This window comes from Suipraeoptans intestinalis (genome assembly GCF_009696485.1).
Lineage (GTDB): Bacteria > Bacillota > Clostridia > Lachnospirales > Lachnospiraceae > Suipraeoptans > Suipraeoptans intestinalis.
Map to the genome: position 1 here is coordinate 1,694,424 of NZ_VULY01000018.1, position 20,855 is coordinate 1,715,278.

Annotated in this window: 15 protein-coding genes; 13 read left to right on the forward strand and 2 right to left on the reverse strand. The window is 49.7% G+C overall.

Features of this window, described 5'->3' with window-relative positions:
- The first annotated feature begins 81 nt into the window (after window positions 1–81).
- The 6 genes from FYJ34_RS08735 to msrB all read left to right on the forward strand — a co-directional run bounded on the left by FYJ34_RS08735 (window position 82) and on the right by msrB (window position 8,654).
- Window positions 82–801: a polyphosphate polymerase domain-containing protein gene (locus FYJ34_RS08735; RefSeq protein WP_154477919.1), complete on the forward strand. Its 720-nt coding sequence runs from the start codon at window positions 82–84 to the stop codon at window positions 799–801.
- The gene (locus FYJ34_RS08740; protein ID WP_154477921.1) at window positions 794–1,489 is read left to right on the forward strand and encodes a DUF4956 domain-containing protein; all 696 of its coding nucleotides are present in this window, start codon (window positions 794–796) and stop codon (window positions 1,487–1,489) included. The genes FYJ34_RS08735 and FYJ34_RS08740 overlap by 8 nt, the downstream gene beginning before the upstream one ends.
- 155 nt (window positions 1,490–1,644) lie before the next feature.
- Window positions 1,645–3,207: a carbohydrate-binding domain-containing protein gene (locus FYJ34_RS08745; protein ID WP_154477923.1), complete on the forward strand. Its 1,563-nt coding sequence runs from the start codon at window positions 1,645–1,647 to the stop codon at window positions 3,205–3,207.
- A 438-nt stretch (window positions 3,208–3,645) separates the two neighbouring features.
- Window positions 3,646–7,431, forward strand: a complete 3,786-nt coding sequence (locus FYJ34_RS08750) for an isopeptide-forming domain-containing fimbrial protein (protein ID WP_154477925.1) — start codon at window positions 3,646–3,648, stop codon at window positions 7,429–7,431.
- A 73-nt stretch (window positions 7,432–7,504) separates the two neighbouring features.
- The gene (locus tag FYJ34_RS08755; protein ID WP_154477927.1) at window positions 7,505–7,657 is read left to right on the forward strand and encodes a hypothetical protein; all 153 of its coding nucleotides are present in this window, start codon (window positions 7,505–7,507) and stop codon (window positions 7,655–7,657) included.
- A 64-nt stretch (window positions 7,658–7,721) separates the two neighbouring features.
- Window positions 7,722–8,654: a peptide-methionine (R)-S-oxide reductase MsrB gene (gene msrB, locus FYJ34_RS08760; protein ID WP_154477929.1), complete on the forward strand. Its 933-nt coding sequence runs from the start codon at window positions 7,722–7,724 to the stop codon at window positions 8,652–8,654.
- A 78-nt stretch (window positions 8,655–8,732) separates the two neighbouring features.
- On the opposite strand, the gene FYJ34_RS08765 is transcribed toward msrB, so the two are convergent.
- The gene (locus FYJ34_RS08765) at window positions 8,733–9,179 is read right to left on the reverse strand and encodes a hypothetical protein (RefSeq protein WP_154477931.1); all 447 of its coding nucleotides are present in this window, start codon (window positions 9,177–9,179) and stop codon (window positions 8,733–8,735) included.
- A gap of 103 nt (window positions 9,180–9,282) precedes the next feature.
- Entirely contained in the window at window positions 9,283–11,274 is a 1,992-nt protein-coding gene (locus tag FYJ34_RS14210) for a phosphodiester glycosidase family protein (protein WP_154477933.1), read from the reverse strand.
- 217 nt (window positions 11,275–11,491) lie between these two features.
- On the opposite strand from FYJ34_RS14210, the gene FYJ34_RS08775 reads away from it, so the two are divergent.
- The 7 genes from FYJ34_RS08775 to FYJ34_RS08805 all read left to right on the forward strand — a co-directional run bounded on the left by FYJ34_RS08775 (window position 11,492) and on the right by FYJ34_RS08805 (window position 20,834).
- On the forward strand, window positions 11,492–12,166 hold the full coding sequence (locus tag FYJ34_RS08775; RefSeq protein WP_154477935.1) for a response regulator transcription factor: 675 nt from the start codon (window positions 11,492–11,494) through the stop codon (window positions 12,164–12,166).
- Window positions 12,163–13,386, forward strand: a complete 1,224-nt coding sequence (locus FYJ34_RS08780; protein ID WP_154477937.1) for a sensor histidine kinase — start codon at window positions 12,163–12,165, stop codon at window positions 13,384–13,386. The genes FYJ34_RS08775 and FYJ34_RS08780 overlap by 4 nt, the downstream gene beginning before the upstream one ends.
- 160 nt (window positions 13,387–13,546) lie before the next feature.
- A complete protein-coding gene (locus tag FYJ34_RS08785; protein ID WP_154477939.1) occupies window positions 13,547–15,961 on the forward strand; it encodes an SHIRT domain-containing protein in 2,415 nt (804 codons plus the stop codon).
- A 230-nt stretch (window positions 15,962–16,191) separates the two neighbouring features.
- Window positions 16,192–16,860, forward strand: coding sequence for a response regulator transcription factor (locus FYJ34_RS08790; protein WP_154477941.1), 669 nt, complete (start codon window positions 16,192–16,194; stop codon window positions 16,858–16,860).
- Window positions 16,857–17,891 (forward strand): sensor histidine kinase, encoded by a 1,035-nt coding sequence (locus FYJ34_RS08795; RefSeq protein WP_154477943.1) that lies wholly within the window; start codon window positions 16,857–16,859, stop codon window positions 17,889–17,891. Before FYJ34_RS08790 ends, FYJ34_RS08795 begins: the two co-directional genes overlap by 4 nt.
- 113 nt (window positions 17,892–18,004) lie before the next feature.
- Window positions 18,005–18,772 carry an ABC transporter ATP-binding protein gene (locus FYJ34_RS08800; protein WP_154477944.1) on the forward strand — a complete coding sequence of 256 codons (768 nt, stop codon included), beginning with the start codon at window positions 18,005–18,007 and terminating at the stop codon, window positions 18,770–18,772.
- Window positions 18,762–20,834 (forward strand): ABC transporter permease, encoded by a 2,073-nt coding sequence (locus tag FYJ34_RS08805; RefSeq protein WP_154477945.1) that lies wholly within the window; start codon window positions 18,762–18,764, stop codon window positions 20,832–20,834. Before FYJ34_RS08800 ends, FYJ34_RS08805 begins: the two co-directional genes overlap by 11 nt.
- Window positions 20,835–20,855: the final 21 nt, after the last annotated feature.

A 20,855-nucleotide genomic window follows, 5' to 3' on the forward strand; every position in this document is an offset into this window, starting at 1 on the left:
AAGTTTTTTTGATTTAAAGTTGATTTTAGTTTCGCCTTTTAGAATACAGACTGTAGACAAGAAAGGAAAGGGGAGAGGCAAATGGAATACCAAAAAATGTTTGAACGATATGAAATCAAGTATCTGGTAAATAAAAGGCAAAGAGAAGCCATAGAGGCAAGGATGGCGGCCGGTGGGATGAAGCCGGATCAATATGGAAGGCATACCATACGGAATATTTATTTTGATACGCCAAGCTATATCCTGATCCGGGAATCCATGGAAAAGCCGGTTTACAAGGAAAAGCTGCGAATGCGGAGCTATTGTCTGGCTTCGGAAGAGTCTCCGGTATTTCTGGAACTGAAAAAGAAATTTCAATCCATCGTATATAAAAGACGGATCTGCCTGCAGGAAAAAGAAGCCATGGATTATATGCTCCGCGGAAAGCAATTGCCGGAAGAATCCCAGGTAGGACACGAATTGGACTATTTCAAGGAGTTTTACCGGTCGCTGAGGCCAAGCATGTTCCTGACTTATGACAGAGAGGCCCATGCGTCCTTTGAAGACTCGGATCTTCGTGTGACCTTTGATCAGAATATTTTGTGGAGAACGAGGGACATGGATCTGAAAAAAACGGTGTACGGATACGAGCTTTTGCCAAGAGGATATTCGTTAATGGAGGTAAAGACGTCGGGGGCGATCCCGCTTTGGATGGTGGAGGTACTGACAGAACAACAGGTATATAAAACGTCTTTTTCAAAGTATGGACATGCATTTCAGACGTTGATGCAGATGCAGGGAAGGAGAAACAATCATGTATGAAACAATTTTTCAGGGGGTATTTGATACAGGGACGACACAGGTCATCACGCCGGTAAATTATCTGAGCTGTGTGGCAGCTTCCCTTTTCATTGGAATATTTCTGGCAGGCGTCTACACATACAGAAGCAGGTACACACAAAGCTTTGTACTGACTCTGGCGCTGATCCCGGCGGTGGTCTGCATGGTGATCATGCTGGTCAACGGAAACGTGGGAGCAGGAGTGGCGGTAGCAGGAACCTTCAGTCTGGTCCGGTTCCGTTCTGTGCCGGGGACAGCCAAAGAGATCGGGGCAATCTTCCTGGCCATGAGTACGGGGCTGGCAACCGGAATGGGATATCTGGGATATGGCGTTTTGTTTGCCGGACTGATGGGAGTGGTGTGGATCCTTTATACCAGGCTGGGACTGGGAAAACTGGGGCAGGGCAGTCTGGAAAAAACGCTTCACATTACCATCCCGGAAAATCTGGATTATACGGAAGTGTTTGAAGACACATTAAAGAAATATACAAAGCGCTATAAGCTAAATGGGGTAAGGACTACTAATATGGGCAGTCTGTTCCGGATCAGCTATGACATACGGTTAAAAGATAAAAGCAGCGAAAAAGAGTTGATTGATGCGCTGCGCTGTAGAAACGGAAATCTGGAGATCCGATTAAACCGCCCGGAGATGCTAAGTGAAGGGCTGTAGGAAGGAGGCAGAAAAGAAGTCTAAGAAAAATGAAAGCAAGAAACGTAAAAACAGAAGCCGGCAGGGAATGGAAGGAAGAAAGGAAAAGACAAGGAATTGCCGGAACGATCAGATAAACATGACGGGACCATGGAACAGAAAAAGGAGGAAGACCCATGAAAAGACAGGTATTAGCAGCAATGGCGATCATTGTAGCATTGAGTATAGGAACAGTGGGGTGCAGTAAGCTGTCGTCCGGCTTGGGCCAGGCGGCAGCGACCACACAGGAGCAGAGCAGCACGACAGAGACAGGAACGACAGACGATACCATGTTTACCGAGAGGGACCTGGATTCCACTTATGATGAAGCTTCTGCTACAAAAGTGCAGTTGTCGGATGCAGGCTCTACGGCAGAAGGAGAAGGCGTGACGGTGGAAGGGAACGTCATCCGGATCACGGAGGAAGGAACGTATCTGTTATCCGGAACCCTGTCGGATGGACAGATACAGGTGGAGGTAGAGGACACCGTAAAGGTACAGATCGTTTTGGACGGAGTATCTATTTCCAATGCTTCCAACGCGCCCATCTATATCAAGCAGGCAGATAAGGTGTTTGTCACATTGGCAGAAGGAAGTGAAAATACCTTAAAGGTAACAGGAGAATTTGTTCAGACAGATGACAATAACGTAGATGGCGCGATCTTTTCCAAGGAGGATCTGACCTTAAACGGGCAGGGAAGCCTGACTATCCAGGATGCATATGGACACGGGATCGTATCGAAGGATGATCTGGCAATTACCTCCGGCAGTTACACCATTGACAGCGCCAAGCAGGGACTTTCCGGGAAAAACAGTGTACGGATCGCAGACGGGAAGATCCGTATACAATCGGATACGGATGGGATCCATTCAGAAAATACGGAAAATACCTCGCTAGGATTTGTGTATATAGAAGGCGGAGAGATACAGATATCGGCGGCAGATGATGGAATAAAAGGAACCCAAAAAATCCAGATCGTAGGCGGAACCGTAGAAGTGACATCCAGCACAGAGGGAATGGAATCAGCGCTGATCGATATTTCCGGAGGAAAAGTAGATGTAACATCTACCGATGACGGACTTAACGCAACCGATGGAAGTACGTCTTCCCAGGGAGGATTTGGAGGTGACGCCGCGCAGGATGTGTCCATTCGTATTTCCGGCGGAGTCACAAGTGTGGATGCGTCGGGAGATGGCCTGGACTCCAACGGGGCGATCGAGGTATCCGGCGGAGAAGTCTATGTATCGGGTCCTACAAATGATGGAAATGGAGGACTGGATTATGCGGGAGAGGCTGTCGTCACAGGAGGAACTGTGGTTGTGACAGGATCCTCGGGAATGGTACAAAACTTTGGAAGCAGCTCCACCCAGGGAAGCATTCTTCTGAATGTGGGAAATCAGGAAGCAGGCTCCGCTATCACGGTAAAGGATCAAAACGGAAATGAGATAGCTTCTTTCACTGCCAAGAAGGCTTACAGCAGCGTGGTGATCAGCGCAGAAGGGCTGGAACAGGGGTCCACCTACACCGTTACCGCCGGTTCCGGTTCCACAGAAGTGACTTTGGATACGTTGATCTATGGAGAAGGCAGTCAGCAGCCCGGAGGACGAGGCGGCAATATGGGGCAGCAGCCCGGCGGAAACGGAGGACCGGGAAGTATGGGTGGACAAAGGCCGCAGGACGGACAAAGTACCAACCAGTAAAAGCAGTAGAAAGGGGGGAGAAAACACGGAAGTACAGAGCGGCAGCAATGATAGACGCAGCAAAAACGACAGCTTTTGAAGAGTAAAAAGAAGGCCGGGCACAGGAACAGCAATCCTGTACCCGGTCTCTTTTCTAATGTGGCAGGAAAGTTGACGATAGTCTGTGAAAGGGAAAAATTTTAGAAAAATGCAAGTTCTGAATGATGTTTCAGAAAAAATAAAAAGAAAAATCAAAAAAACAAAGAAAAAACAAAAAACATATCGCGCGAGTAGGAAAAATAATAGACAAATGTAGGCGTATCTGCTATGATTCCAATGGATACGTTTGCACGGAGAAGCAGAGACAGATCGATAGTGACAGAAGAGAACGGTTGAAAGAACGGAAAGTGCGGACGCATCTGAACAAAAAGCAGGTTCATTGAATAAGGAGGAGAAAACATGAGCTCAAAACACAATCGGAAAAAACGATTTCGGACGAGTGTGGCGGCAGTGTTGGCAGCAGTGCTTTGTGTAGTCGGGATGTTCCCCGGAACAATAGCATTTGCAAAAGGAGATGCCAACATAGACCTGACGCTGACAAGTAAGACGCCCGATATCAAATCCGGAGCTACGGGGGTGTATGAACTGGACGTTAAGATCGCCGGTTCACAGGAAAGTATCCAGGAGAAGTTTCAGGGAAACACAACATTAAAGGTACAGCTTCCCACGGGAGAGGCAACAGAGTTTTACGATCTGCAGACCCCGGTGGAGGATCTGGCGATCGCCGGCGTAGTACCTGAATATAGTGAAGGCGCAAGGACACTGACATATACCTTCCCCAAGCTTGAAACCGGGATTTCCGGAAAAGTCAGCATCGGGATCACGACAAAGAACGGGATCACACCCAACGGCACCAAACTGCCGGCAGTTGCAATGCTGACCAGTGAGGCAAACGTAGGACTGGCACAAAGCGAGGAAGCGATAGTCAATGTCAAGGCTGCTTACGCACAGAGCATTGGAAAAGAGTATCTGTACGTGGAGCATGACCATACGCTGAATGCGGCGCGTCCGGGAGATAACGTGGTATGGAAGATCAAGGCAGAGGTGACACTTCCGGCTACCGGCGGAATCTACATGAAGCCGGGTGCAGATATCGTCATCGAAGACAAGCTGGACTCCAGACTGTCCTATGTCAGCGCTACTTCCACCTCCTCAACGGGAGCGGCTGTCAATACGGAAACGAACGGCGACACTATCAAGTGGACCTTTAAGGCGCCGACTTTAGCGGAACAGCAGGGAAAAGAGTCTTTGTTTACGGCAGAAATGGAAGTGGTGACCAAAACGGATGGCACGATCGACAAGTACACAAAGATTCCAAACACGGCAAAATTGTCTTCTACGAGTCTGCACGAGAAGCTGGAAAATACAAACAGTAACGCAGCCAATGCAGTCGTAGCGCCGACAGGAGTACCGCTGACATCAGGAGACGGCGGTTATTTCCCGCCAGTGGTATATGGTCCGGCTGATGGAATGGGGAACGTCGGAAACACTCAAAATATGAATCCAAACCCGGCAGTGACGGATATTGAACGTTTGAGATTTCATGATCAGTATTTCGTGGGGCTGCGGACAGACGAGGTTCTTACGGATGCGAATGGAGCCACGCTGGACAGCAGCAAATGGGATATACAAAAAGTTCTTAGTGATGGATATAAGAAGATCGTGAAAGAATATACCTTTGACAGTGATAAACTGAACTTTGGTGCAGTCACCGTTTTTGTACCGAATTCTTACTATCATTCGTCCATGGGAATAGACAAGCTTCGCGAACTGCCAAAGGCAACAGTCACAGTGACCCTGAAAGACGGAAGCACGAAGAGCGCTGTGGTGGATTGGAACAAGACGGACAATAAAGTACAGGGGAATGTACAGATGAGCCGTCAGGATCTGGGACTGGCTGATACAGATAAGGTGGTCAGCTACACCGTTGCCTACGAAAATGAGGACAAGAGCCCTATTTTTGGAGGAGTGCATCTTCAAACACAGACTATTTTTACTATCGAAAAAGGGGCAGAAGCAGAAGTGTGGTGGAAGCCATCCTTTGTAGCGACCCTGGCAGATGGAACCGTGATTCGCAGGACCGGAGGAGATGAGAAGACCACGACCGGAAAGCGTACAGCAGTTATTGTGCAGAAAGAGGCGGAAGCACCTACCGTCAGAGGTACGGTTTCTTTCGTTGAAAAAGATGGGAATGTTGTAAAAACAGGAGATAACAAGGTACAGGTATGGCTGAATGATTACAGCACATCCCATGCGGCGCTGAGAAAAGATATCAGCACCACGGTATTGCTTCCTTTGGGCGTGACTGTGAAGGGAGACGGATCGGCAGTATATACCCTGATGTCCGGTCGGGCCGGAATAGTAAAGAAAGACCTGACAGGAAAGCTTGAAATCCTGGACGAGGATTACCAGGGAAGCGGACAGCAGCTGGTAAAGGCTGTCTGGGATGTAGACAGTATCCTTCCGGCAGAGCGTCTGGAGCTGTACTTTGATGTGACGATCTCAAAGAATTCACCGGATCAATTGCCTCTGATCGCATACGGAACAAGCTCGACAGATACAGAGTTGAAGACCGACGCAAGCAACGTGACGATTGAGGTAGACGCAAGCGACATCGATAAGAATGGGGACAGCACCCAGAAGCGTGCCAAGATACAGGCGGAGTATGTGAAGTATTCCAGAGACGACCTGAAGATCAAAAAGTACGTAAAAGGAAGCCTGGACAGCGATTATTCCACTTTCGGATATACGACTCCGGGAAAAGACATCAGCTACAAGCTGGAGATGACCAACACGACAGGAAAAGACATCTTTAAGATGGGCTTCATGGACGTGCTTCCGGGAACCGGCGATCTTGGGATTGTGGACGGAACCAACCGGGAAAGCGCCTTTACTCCTACCCTGAAGGGAGCAGTCAAGCTGCCGAAGGAATGGGAAGATAAGATCGACGTATATTACAGCACGGTGCAGAATCCGGAAAGGGCAGACCTGTACGGAACGGTGAGCTATCCGAAGGGGGCTTACACGCATGAGGATCCGGCAGGCGCTCAGGCTCCCGGATGGACCAAGGATACCGCAGGCTGGACGGCTGACGACTGGGCAAAGGTACGCAGCTTCAAGCTGGAGTTCAAAGACGGGATCAAATGGGTTAAGGGTCAGGATATCACGTTGACGTTCGACATGACGGCGCCGAAGGAAACAGAGGTAGACGCATCTTTGCTTCTGGAAGGCAAGCCGAAGAGGACGGACGAGATCGAAAAGAAGGCTGCATGGAACTCTTTTGCAGTGACCACCAACGGCCTGCTTCCGACAGAACCGGAAAGAGTCGGTGTGATCTTGTCAAAGGAAAAAGGAGAGCCGGTAGAGGTTGCCTACTATATCCAGGGAACATCCACCAAGCTGCAGCCAAATAAGGATCTGGTAAAGGATCAGTATGTGGGAACACCTTACAGCGTGCCGGAGTCTGCAAAGACAGATCCGACCCTGCTTCCCAAGGAGCTGACCGATGAGGACGGAAAAGTCTATGAGCTGGTATCTACAGATGTAAAACCAAACGGAGACTATCCGTCAGCCAAGGATCCCAACGGAGAAAAGACGACGGTGAATACTTCTCCGGCAGAAGGGGAAGTAACCGAAGAGCACCAGGTAATCAATTACGACTATGCTCCCAAGAAAGGCGGCGAGGTCGTAGTGAAGTATATCATCGAGGGAACAGAGGAAGTGTTGGAAAATCCGGCGGTACAGGAGAAAGACGCCGACGGCAACTATATCGTAAAGAAGCCCGGGACCCAGGTGGGAACGGCGTATGACACAACAGACGAGACCTTCCAGCCCAAGAAACTGACCAAGAACGGAAAGACCTATGTGCTGACAGAACGGAAGGTAGATCCCAAGACAGATCCGATCACCGGAAAGGTGACAGAGGAAAAGCAGCTGATCATCTACGAGTATAAGCTGGTGGAGGAAGAGACACCGGTGGATCCGCCGAAACCGGATCCGAAGCCCGGCACAGACAAGCCGACAAAGCCCGGTACAGACAAGCCTGCCAAACCGGTAAAAACAACGAAAGCGGGCAGCGTAAAAACGGGAGATACTGCAAATGTAGCTACCTATGCAGGTGCAATGGGACTGGCTGTGGCAGCACTGGCAGTTGCAGCTTCCAAGAAAAGAAAAAAAGCCAGATAAATTCCGCGGCACTTTTCCGAGACGGCAGGGAAGAGGTTGTCGTTGAAGGAAAAGAGGCAGGCGGAAACGGGGCGTGCAGACCGGATGTATGACAGGAAAGCATCCCCGGACGATGGCCATGTACAAACAGGGGCAGGTACCACTTGAACGAGTGGATACCTGCCCCTGCTGTGTCAAAGGGGAGAGTCTGTGTCAAAAAAATCTGACAGGGAAGTATGATTTTTGAAAAGACCTGTGGTATTCTGAAAGAGAAAAACGAAAAACAGGGAAAAGAAGAGAGAGGTGACAAAATGGAACGACGGGAAATCTATCTGGCAGGCGGGTGTTTTTGGGGAGTGGAGGCCTATTATCAAAGAGTCAGGGGAATCCTGGACACAGAGACGGGATATGCCAACGGAAACAAAGAACAGACTTCTTACAGACAACTGTCACAGTCCGGCCACGCAGAGACGGTGAAGCTGGTATATGATGTACACCAGATCAGTCTGGCAGAGATAGTGGACAGATATCTGAGAGTGATCGATCCGTTTTCCCTGAATCGCCAGGGGAACGATGTGGGAACCCAGTACCGCACGGGGATCTATTATGTCAGGGAAGAAGATCGGCGGGTGGCGGAAGCATTTTTGTCCTATGTGGAACGGACAGAGGGAAGAAAGACGGTAGTAGAACTGGAAGAGCTGCGGCACTTCATACCGGCAGAAAAGATCCACCAGGATTATCTGAGGAAGTATCCGGAAGGCTATTGCCATATCGGGCTTTCAGAGGCACAAACGCCTCTGTATCCGGGAGAAGAAGTACCTTCCCGGACAGAATTAAGACAGAAGCTGTCCCGGGAGGCCTATGAAGTGACCCAGGAGGCGGCAACAGAAAAACCGGGAAGCAGTTGTTATCTCCATCACACACAAGAAGGGATTTATGTGGATATTGTAACCGGACAGCCGCTGTTTTCTACGGCGGATCAGTTTGATGCCGGATGTGGATGGCCAAGCTTTACCAGGGGGATCACCACGGATGCCATGGAGTACAGGGGGGATTTCTCCTTCGGAATGCAAAGAACAGAAGTAAAAAGCAGGGAAGGCGGCAGCCATCTGGGCCATGTGTTTGAGGACGGTCCCCAAAAAGAGGGAGGACTACGATATTGCATCAACGGGGCAGCTCTCCGGTTTATTCCCAAGGAGCGTATGAAAGAGGAAGGATATGAAAGACTGCTGCCCTATGTCTAACAGGGAGAAAGCGTGCCCATATCCCGGCGTCGGTCAATCGGCAGCCGGGATATGGCAGGAGATGCCGGCAGGAGGGGATCACTTGGCCAGAGAATGGAAGGCCAGGGAATCTTCGCCTGCTTTTTTTCTTTTCTTCGGGCGAAAGGAAAGGAGAGACAGCAGCAGGCTGGCTGCGATACAGATGGTTCCGCCGATCCAGTACATCCGGTCATAACTGGTGAAACGACCGGAGATTTCTATGATGCTTTTGATCAGACAGCCGTTTAAAAAGAGGGCGATGCCCATGTTCCAGAAATAAGTGGAAGAGACATTCGGGCGGTAGGGGATCCGAAATCTGCTTCGGATCAGCGCGGGAACTGTTCCCAGAAGAAGCGGGATCAGAAACATCAGCCGCATATAGGGGGAGAACTGGCCATAGCTGAACTGTTCATAGATCAGTGTGAGAGCAACACAGAAAACGGACAGTGCCAGAAACAAGACGGCTGTTTTTTGGTGTCGTTGTTTGTTGGGATCTGAGGTATACAAGGTGGTCACCTTCCTTTCTAAGTGATTCTATGGTTCTAAAAAATACCTGTGTCAGGGGAGGCGGGCGGCTGCCTGCAAAGGAGTCTGCCCGCAGAAAGCGTGATCAGTATCCGATATACACGATATCACTCACTTTTCTTTCCTGAATGCTGTTGCCATTGGTGGTGGGCTTGTTTATGACTTCTCCGTTAAAGTAGAGGGTAGAGGAACCTCCTCCGTCCAGGTTATAAGCGGTCTGTACCTGGTAGCTTTCCATGACCTGAGCCAGCTGATAGAGGGAAAGACCGGCGCTTTCAGAGGTTCTGCCATCAGATACTACGATAATATAATGGGTTTCATCAATGATCCCGATAGCGGTTCGGGGATTTTCCGACATGGCTTTTCCTACTTCATCGGAGGGAGATACGGAGATCTCGCCATCCTCGATCAAAGCGGGGCCGAAGGCGAGAAGGTTTACCACGCCGTCGGAGACCAGTTTCTCTGCGCTGACTTCGGCTTCATCAATAATCTGAAAGCTTCCGTCCTCATAGATGGCCAGATCCTCGGTGGTGTCTCCGCTCCGTACCGTATTGCGAAGAAGCTCTCCGTTTCGGATCACGTATCCGGAATCATTGGCCCCGTAGTAGTCTCCGTTAATCGCTAAAATGGCATTGTTTTCAGAAGCGATGGTGGAGGTGGTCGCTGTGACATTTCGCCCGAAGGCATTTTGTGCCAGCGCCGTTTTCAGGTATTCAGGAGAACTGACCTGGATGTCAGCCACATAGACAGTGGTGTCATTTGTGGTCAGGGTTTCCAGACTGATCTGAATGTTTTCGTCGGAATATGCGGTATCTGAGACGACAGCCGAGGAGGTATCCTGCCCGGAAGAACTGGAATTGTCCGTTGTACTACCCTGGGAGGCAGAAGATCCGGATTCCCCCACGTAGGCGGAAACCTGCGCGATCTTAAAGGTTTTCAGGAGCGCATAAGAATTCATGGACAGGATGGTAACGGCTCCGATGACCGCAAACAGGACGGGTTTTTTAAGCAGTTTCTTTAAATGCATAGATAAATTCCTCCTTTTTCTCTCTTTTTTTGAAAAAATGTAATGCTTTTGTACCAGCCAGCTGACCGAAAAACACAGGACTTCAACAAGAAGCTTTAAGAGGTACAGATTCTCAAAACCGAGCTGATGGAAAGCCAGCAGCAGAAAACTGTTGAAAGCCAGGATCCCGACGGCTAACAGAATGTATTTTCCCAGTGTGTTTCTCCCGGAAGTATCTCGGAATACCAGATGCCGGTTCATCTTGTAATTTGCGTAACCGCTGATGCACCGTGCGGTGATATTGGCGCCCATCAGGGCAGCGGCGGTGGAGGCAATGGGAGAAAGCACCAGCAGCAGGAAGGTGTACGCCAGGTAGTCGATCAAAAAAGAGATCAGAGAGGACGCACAGAACTTCAGGATCTCCCGATAGATCCGAAAAGCATCTTTTATGGGATGAAAGTGGGAAGAGCGGTTATCTTCTATGTAGATAGTTTCGATGGGAGCCGTTTCCAGGGGATAGGTGCCGATCACCTCCAAAAGCATATTCATTTCGTATTCGTAACGGTTGCCGGGAATGGCCTTCAAAAACGAAAGCATGGAGACCGGAAATCCTCGCAGGCCGCACTGGGTATCCGAAAGCTTTGTGCCGGTAACCAGATAAAACACATGCCTTGTGAGGGTGTTTCCTACACGGCTTTTTAGAGGAACCTTGCCCTTAAATTCCCGGACGCCGGTAACGAAGGCCTCCGGATGGCTCTGACAGATCCGGGCAACACGCAGGATGTCTTCTCTGGTATGCTGACCGTCTGCGTCTGCCGTCACGACAAAACCGGATCTCTCCAGTGTCTGGATATGAGAAAATGCGGTTTTGAGAGCGGCGCCTTTTCCGCGGTTGACGGGGTGGGTCAATATTTCAGCATAATCTGCCGCCTGGTGAAAAATGGGAAGAGCCTCCCGGGAGCTGCCGTCGTTTACCACGATGGGATACAGATCCTTCTCAGAAGCAAGAGACTGTAGCAGACGGATCAGCTTTTCATCCGGCTCATATGCGGGGATTATCAAATAGATCATAATGTTCACCTCCTTGTGATGGGATCAGTATACAAAGGCTACCTTAAATAAGCTTAAAAGAGAGAAAAAAAGATTTTTTCCCACAGGAAAAGAGAACATGATAGAATGAAAGCCACAGAAAAAACAGAGAAGAAACCGGATAGAAGATAAAAAGATAAAAAAGAAAACGGATCCAGGCAGACGAAAGGGTCTGTCTGTACAGATGGAGGAAATGGCTATGAGACTGTTGCTGGCAGAGGATGAGAAGTCGCTGTCAAAGGCGCTGACGGCGATCCTGGAAGGCGGAAACTACAGCGTGGATGCGGTATTTGACGGAGAAGAGGCGGAGGAGTATATTCAGGCCGGAGGATATGACGGAGTGATCCTGGACATTATGATGCCGAAAAAGGACGGGCTGACTGTGCTTCGGGAGATGCGAAAAAAAGGAGATATGACGCCGGTGATCCTGCTGACTGCGAAATCGGAGGTCGATGACAAGGTAACGGGGCTGGACTTGGGGGCCAACGACTATCTGACCAAGCCGTTCGCCCCCAAGGAGCTTCTTGCCAGGCTGCGGGCCATGACAAGGACACAGACAGAGACGGCCAGCTCCCTGCTGGAAGTAGGGAATATCACGCTGGACAGGGCAACATTCGTAATGCGATCAAAGATGGGAGAGTACCGTCTTACAAATAAAGAGTTCCAGATGATGGAAATGCTGATGATCCAGCCCAAAAGCATCATCCCGACGGAACGGTTTATGGAAAAGATCTGGGGATTTGACAGTGAGGCGGAGATCAACGTGGTGTGGGTGTACATTTCCTATTTAAGGAAAAAGCTGAATGCCCTGCAAGGCAACGTGGAGATCAAGGTGGCCAGGAACTTAGGATACTATTTGGAGGTGACAGGATGATTACCAGACTAAGACAACGCTTTATCTTTCTCGCCATTGCAGCGACCCTGCTGGTGCTGACAGTGCTGATCGGCTCCATCAATGTGATCAACTATGTGAACGTGATCCGTCAGGCGGATACGACCCTGGCGTATCTGGCAGAAAACAATGGAAATTTTTCCGAGGAATTTTCCGGGAAGAAAGATGGTTTTCCGGGAGGCGGATCTCCGGAGCTGCCTTTTGAATCCAGGTATTTCACCGTACAATTGGATACGGAGGGAAACGTACAGGCGGTAGATGTACGAAGGATCCACGCGGTAGATGAAGAAAGTGCAAAAGTCTATGGAAGGACGGCAGGGAAAAAGACGGGAGAAAAAGGATTTCAGGATCACTATCGTTTTTTGAAGGTGGACAAGGAAGAGGGAACCTTTCTTATTTTTCTGGACTGTTGGAGGGATTTGGAACGGACACGTTCGTTCCTGTTTGCCAGCGTGGGAGTTTCCCTTCTGGGATGGCTTGCAGTCTGGGGATTGGTGGCAGCTTTCTCCGGACGGATCGTCCGCCCGGTGGCAGAAAGTCATGAGAAGCAGAAACGGTTTATCACAGATGCAGGACATGAGATCAAGACGCCGCTTGCGATCATAGAAGCAGATGCGGCAGTCCTGGAGATGCAGCAGGGAGAAAACGAGTGGCTGTCGGATATTCAGCTACAGACCAGGAGGCTGGCAGGGCTTACAGAGGATCTGATCTATCTGGCACGGATGGAAGAGGAAGGAAGGAAACGGGAGTGGATAGAATTTCCTGTTTCAGAGGTGGCGCAGGAGGTGGGACAATCCTTTTCAGCGCTGGCGAAGGTACAGGGAAAAGAATTACAGTTAGAGATAGAAGAGGGGATCCTCTGGAAGGGGGAGGAGAAAAAGATCAGCCAGCTGTTTACCATATTGCTGGACAATGCGCTGAAATATTCGCCGGAGGGAGGAAAGGTTTCCTTTACCCTGAAAAAAGAACAGAGGGTGCTTTGTCTGGAGGTCTGGAATCAGAGCGACAGCATTTCCCGAGAAGATCTTCCGTACTTATTTGACCGTTTTTACCGGAGTGATCCGTCCCGCAATTCTGCTACGGGGGGACACGGGATCGGACTTTCTATCGCGCTGGCGATCGTAAAGGCTCACAAAGGAAAGATCCACGCCACTTCTGCGGATGGGAAGTCTCTCAGGATGACGGCAAGGCTCCCGGAATAACTGGTAAAAAAGCACAAGAATAGAAGGGAAAACAGGGCATAACAGGTAAAAAGTAAAGAATAGTTTGAAGGACAAAACAAATCGCAGAAATCCGGTTGACGGTGGGAGGGTTTGCCGTTATGATAAAGAGCGGCAAAAACACGAGAAAGGGAACATACGTATGAAGAAGAGAATGGTAGCAAGAATCCTTGCACTTACCGTACTTCTTGGCACAGTGTCCTCCACCGTTTATGCGGCGGGAGAGACGGAGATGGGCAGTCAGGGGACCCAGCCTGTGCGGGCAGAGGAAGTAACGGAAAAAGAAAGCACAGTGGAAATGCCGGGAGATGGCAGCTCTGCACAGAAAGAGGAGTCGGCAACAGGAGAGCGGACCGGAGCACCTGCGGCAGAAGAAACTGCGGAAGCAAGAAGCGCTGTGGCACCGGAGGAAGCGCCGGCAAACGCGGCGGACGCCGGGGCGCAGCCGCAGGCGGAAAGCCCCAGCTACATGGGAGAAGTTACTTTTGTGGGGCAGTGGACCGGGGAGTCTTCAAAGAAAGTGGATACCGTGAAGGCGTTTGCAAAAGCGACGGATCTGCTGGGAGATCCCGTACCGAATCCGGGAACGCTAAAAAGTCTGGCAAAGGTATTTTTAGGATGGTCTGACCAGGCGCCGACAGGCAACGGAAAGCTGGCAGAAGGGGCAAGACTGTTTTCCAAAGCAGATACCATCAAAACGGCATTTCCGGGAGGGATCCCGGCAGGGGCAAAGCTTTACGGGGTCTACTTCAGTCTGAACAGTCCGGATGCCCCGTTTAGCAACTTGGATCTCCTGTCCTTGATGGGCAGTATTCAAAATCTGCCGGTCAATGACAATACGGTGACCATCGACGGCAATAAAACATCAGAAGAAATCCTGCCGGATACGACTTTGTGGAAAGACCAGACAGAAGGAAGCGTCCGGACGGTGATCGACCTGTACGAGAAGAAGGACGATGTAAAGAGCGTACATGAAGTGGTTCTGAATACAGAGTTTAAGATGGATGATACGGTGGCCATGCTGACTTACAAAAATCCGTTGGGAAGCAATGCGTTCCGTCCGATATTAAGCTATGATTACAACACCCGCTACGGAGCTGGCGGAGACTTTGGTACAGGAGACGGAAAAACAGGATATACCTACGTGGATCTGAAGGTGAACCTGGATCAGCGAATGAACATCCCGGAGAAGCTGTACCTGGAATATGAGGGGTATTCCTGGAGACCTCTTTATGTGTTCGGAGATAACAAGGAAGTACTGTCCGTATTTGACCCTGTAACAGGAGCCGATCTTGGAAATACCAAGGCCAGCTTTAAAACGTTGGTCAACAATCAGGATCCCAAGGTAAAATTCGGCGTCCAGACAGGAGGGAACCACAACCTGACCGTCAGAATGGTGCTGAGAGAAGGGGCGGATGAAAAGATCCCCGAAACGGCCATTACGCCGGCAGAGGGAGGCACCATCGCAGAAAAGATCCTGTCCAACATGAAGCTGAATGTGATCTCCAAAGCAGAATTAAAAGCAATGCTTGCCGGAAAGACGGAAGAGGAGCTGAACAAGAGCATCCTGACCATATCAGACGCCACGGCAGAACAGCTGGCGGCGACAGACGGGAAGGATACGCTGCAGGTGACGGGAGCAGTTACAGGAAATATCAAGGCAAGTGCGGGGAGTGTCAATATGTGGGGACTCTCCTATCCACTGAGCTCAGAAAGTGCGCTGGAGGAAACGAAGGCAAATACCATTGCCCTGGGCTATACCAGAAAGTACAATGTGACCTACACCTTTGTCAGCGGAACTGCCGGAAAGGAACTGCCGGAGGCAGTGACAAATCAGAGACCTAAGGATCAGACGGGACTGGACAATCAGACGGCTGTGCAGCTGCCGGGATTTGCAGACGTAAAGACAGATGGCGGAACCTGGAAATTCAGAACCTGGTACCGGGAGACGGCAGATGGCAGTGAAGCGGCAGAAAACAGCGTGACCATTGACGGAGCAGACCTTCGTCTGACCGGAGAGTGGTTCTATGTGGAAGATCCTGAAACCTACAATGTGACGTATACGCTGATCAGTGGAACCCAGGGCAAAGATCTGCCGGAAGAGATCATAGATCGGCAGCCGACGGATCTGTTTGGGGCAGCAGAGGGAGAAGAAATAAAGCTGCCGGCGTTTGAGGATGTCAAAGTAGCAGACGGTACCTGGCGCTTTAAGTCCTGGTACTCCGAAACAGAGGAAGAGACGGCGATGGTGGAAGGAGCTGTAAAAGTTGGCAGAACCGATCTGAATCTGATCGGAGAATGGCTGTTTGTAAAAGCGGAAGATCCTAAAAATCCGGTAGATCCCGACAATCAGCCAGTCCCTGGCGGACAGGATCAGGTGCAGAAAGCCGGCAAACAGGCAGAAAAGACGACGGCAGGAACCACCTCCCCGTCCAAAAAACAGGCAAAGACCGTAAAAACAGGAGACAGAAGCCCTGTATGGGGCTATGCTGCCGTACTGCTGCTGTCAGGAGTCGTTTTAAGCGGCGTCATACTGGTACGGAGAAAAAGAAGATAGAAAAAGGTGGATGACAAAACAACCGTCTGCCACGGAAGGATGAAAGAGAAACGGAGGAAGTACCGACTTTTTCATCCTTTCTCCGTTCAGAGAAAATGCTGTTCGGTGAAATCATACCTGCTCTGTAGGAGGCACGCTGCGGCGTATGTCCGGCCCCGAAACCTTCCTCCTACTTGAGAAACCCACAGAAAAGTGGTAAAGTGGAAGTCGGATGAGGGAAGGAGAGAAAGATGCATATTGTGATTGTGGAAGATGATCCGGTGATCCGGAAAGAACTGAAGACGCTGTTGGAAAACGCCATGTATCAGGTGACCGTTCTGGAAGAATTTGACAGAGTACCGGAACAGGTGGAAAGATGCCAGCCGGATCTGGTGCTGCTGGATGTGACGCTTCCGGGGACGACCGGATTCGATATCTGTATGAAGATCCGGGAGAAGCTTTCGCTCCCTATCGTATTTTTGACCAGTAGGATGGATGCCATGGATGAGCTGACAGGGATCATGAAAGGCGGAGACGACTACATCCGAAAACCTTACCAGACGCCGATCCTTCTGGCGCGTATCGGAGCCGTTCTCAAGCGGTACAAGGGAAGCGCCATGCAGGAGGTTACGCGGCTGGAGCATAAGGGAGTGAGCCTGGATATCTCCAAGTGTGTGCTGGAGTACCGGGGGGAAGAACTGGAACTGACCAAAAACGAGATGAAGATCCTGCATAATCTGTTCCAAAATGCAGGGAATTTTGTGTCGCGGATGGATCTGACGGAATATCTGTGGGAGAGCCAGATTTTCATTGACGATAATACGCTGAGTGTGTATGTGACCCGGATCCGGGAAAAGCTAAGAAGTATAGGGATTGAAGATTTTATCGAGACAAAGAGGGGAATAGGTTACCGGATATGACATGGAAAGATTTTTTGGGAGACCGGATCCTGCTTTTGGTGCTGAATCTGGCAGGAATGGCGATCCTGGCAGGTTTTTTGTATGTAACCGGCTACTATGAAAACAACATCCTGCTGATCCTGGTGACCTGGCTGGGGATCCTGACGGGATACCTGATCGTGGGATTTGTCAGGAGAAGGAATCATTTCAGAAAGCTGGAGAATATTCTGGAGCAGCTGGATCAAAGGTTTTTGCTGGGGGAGCTGATGCCGGACACATTTTCAGCGGAGGACAGGCTCTATAAGGGACTGATCAAAAGATCAAACAAATCTGTGATAGAACAGCTGCGCAGGGCAGAAGAAGAAAGAAGGGACTACAAGGAATACATAGAAAGCTGGGTGCACGAGATCAAGGCGCCTCTCACCAGTATTGCCCTGATCTGTGAAAACCGGAGAAAATCCGGAGAAGACGGAAGAGGGCGGGAAAAGGAAGACTTCCGTGCCATTGACCTGGAAAGCCAGAGGGTGGAAAATTATGTAGAAATGGCCCTGTATTTTGCCAGGTCGAAGCAGGTATACAAGGATTATTTTATTCGGAAGATCCACCTGGAGCCGGTGGTGGTGGATGTGGTAACCAGAAACAGGCTGCTGTGTATTCAGAACCAGGTGCGTGTGGAAGTAGACTGTAAAGAGGAAGTCTATTCGGACGACAAGTGGATCGGTTTTATCATCCATCAGCTACTGCTAAACAGCATCAAATACAAAAAGGAAAACGCACAGGTCAGCATCTATACGAGAAAGATCCCCTCCGGCTGTGTACTGGCTGTAAAGGACAACGGGATCGGTATCTTAAAGGAAGAGCTTCCCAGAATCTTTGAAAAGGGATTTACCGGCAGCAACGGAAGAAACAACCGGTATTCTACAGGGATGGGCCTGTATTTGTGCGGAAAGCTTTGTGAAAAGTTGGGAATCCAAATCCGGGCAGAGTCGGAATACGGGCAGGGAACGACGATTTATCTGGAGTTTCCTATCAGCAGGTACATACAACGATAGATTGGGGTATCTTAAAAAAATGTAAGATAACTTCAATCTATTTTTATACCAGAAAAGGGGGAAAACGGATAGAATCCAACCTAGAGAAAACAAACCGAAGGAGGAAATACGAGATGGGGGAATACATTAGGATCTGTGATGTGGAAAAGTATTACGGAAACGGAGAGCAGGTGACCAAGGCTGTCGACCGCGTCAGCTTCCAGGTGGAGCAGGGAGAATTTGTAGGGATTATGGGAGCTTCCGGTTCCGGAAAAAGCACACTTCTGAATATGATGGCCACCATCGATCAGGTGACATCCGGGCACATCTACTATGAACAGACAGATATTACCGAGCTGTCGGAAGAGGCGCTGGCTGAATTTCGCAAGGACAACCTGGGCTTTGTGTTTCAGGACTACAATCTTTTAGATACGCTGACGATTGAGGAAAACATCCTGCTGGCTCTGACACTCCAGAAGAAGGAAAAAGAGGAAGCAAACCAGATCTGCACCGAAATCTTGAAACGGCTGGAGATCGAAGAGATCCGGAATAAATTTCCGTATCAGGTATCCGGAGGACAGAAACAAAGGTGTGCCTGTGCCAGAGCCATGGTCAACCATCCGAAGCTGCTTTTGGCCGATGAACCTACAGGAGCACTGGATTCCCATTCCGCCCAGATCCTTTTGGAAACATTTTCCAGACTGAACCGGGAGCTTTCGGCTACCATTATGATGGTGACGCACGATGCGTTTTCTGCGAGTTATTGCAGCCGGATCCTGTTTTTGAAGGACGGGCAGATTTTTCACGAACTGGTTCGTGGGGAAAAAGAAAGAAACCGGTTTTTCCAGGAGATCCTGGATGTCCTTTCTCTGGTAGGAGGTGAGCAGACCCATGTTGGATAAGCTGGCTTTTCGGAATATGAAACGCTCTGCCAGGGATTATGGGGTGTACAGCATGACGATCGTGATGATCACGGCGCTGATGTATGCGTTTAACAGTCTTATTTTTCAAAACTCTCTGAGCAGATATGTAGAGGAGGCTTCCATTATCGGAGTGATGATAGGACTTTCCACCGTCTTTATCGTATTGATCGTGGCGTGGCTGATCAACTATATCGTCCGCTTCATGCTGGAAAAGCGCAGCCGGGAATTCGGGATCTACCTGCTTTTGGGCATGAAAAAGAAAACCATCGCCCACCTGTACATGAAGGAAAATCTTCTCCTGGGAGGAGGCGCCTTCCTTGTGGGGATTCTTGTGGGCGTATTTTTACAGCAGATCCTGTGCGCCGTCATGTTTTCTATCATTCATATGCAATACAGGCCGATTCTGGGACTAAACTGGAAAACGATCCTGATGACGGCGCTGTGTTTTGGAGGGTGCTATCTGCTGGCGCTGTTTAGAAGCAACCGGCAATTTAAAAAAATGAACATTTATGCCCTGATCCATGCAGGCAGGAAAAATGAAGAGATCCGGGAAAAAAATGAGGAAAAAAAGAAAGTGCTGTTTCCGTTGGCAATCCTGTTTTTGGGCGGGTTTTGGATCTGGTTTGGAAAGGTGAGCAATGCACTGGAGTCCATCCTGTTTGTGATAGGCCTGGTCCTGACGATCTATCTGTTCTATACAGGGCTTTCTTCCTGGATCGTCTGCTATATCAGAAAAAGAGGAAACGGGATCTATAAAGGACAGAATCTGTTTTTGCTCCGTCAGTTTTCCTCTAAGGTCAGAGTGATGCGGTTTACCATGGGTACGCTGAGTGCATTGTTTACGGTGGCGCTGCTGGGAGCGTCGACGGCGCTGATGTTCAGCGATTATCAAAGCAAGATCCTGAAGGACAAATTTCCCTTTGATGTGCAGGTACACAGCCGAATGATGGACTATGATTTTACACAGGAGCTGACAGCCATAGAAAAAAATCGGATCGATAAGAGCTACAGCTATAACATCTACACAAATGGGAAACAGGAAGTGAATGCCTGGATGCTGACACATATGACAGAAGGAGAAAACGACAGTGCAGGAAAAAAAGGCTCTCTTCTGACGACAGAGGTAAAAAAAGAGCTGGAAGGAGACGGGGCGTATTATTCCCGCGACACCTATATGGAGCTTAGCACCTACAATCGACTGAGAGCCATGCTGGGATACAAAAGAGTAAGACTAAAAAGCGGGGAATACAGGATCCACACCAAGGCGAGGCTTAAAAAAGTCACGAAAGATCTGCCAAAGGAGCTGCAGCTTACCGATCCGCAGACCGGAAAAGCGCTGACCTGCGCCGGTATCAGTACAGAACCCTTTTCACAGGACGGACACAATGGCGCAGACTATGTGATCATTGTGCCGGATGAAGTGGCGGCTCACATGACGCCCTATTACAGGGAGCTTGCGGTGACTACAAAAGAAGAGGGACCTGCCGGACTGACAGATAAGCTGGAAGAGCTGGGAAGCGACAGAGCCGATCCCGGCAACCCCTATGGGAAGGAAAACGAGATCCGTCCGGGCTCAGATCAGATCGTATCTTATACGGCAGAGGTTCTGGTGAAAAAAGAGGTGATCCCTCAGTTGAAATTTGTGATGGCTTCCGTGATCATCCCACTGTTCTACATCGGGCTGGTTTTCGTATGTGTGGCGGTGACGGTGCTGTCTGTTCAGCATTTGAGCGATGCGGACAAATACAGGTTCAGATACGATGTGCTTTTTAAAATAGGGCTGAAAAAAAGCAGGATCCGAAAGCTGATCTTCTGGCAGCTCCTGGTCTATTATCTGGCGCCGGCCGTTCTGGCTGTCATCATCAGCGGGAAAATGGTGCTGTATATGAGTGCCGGCTTCATTCGGATGACAGGGCTGACGACAGATACATTTCGCTTTCTCCTGCAAAGCGTGGCACTATTTATGGGGATCTACACCGTCTATTTTGTTGTGACTTCTGTCAGCTTTCAAAGAAGTGTGTTTGGGGAAACGCAAAAATAAGGCAGAGATGCAAGAAAGATA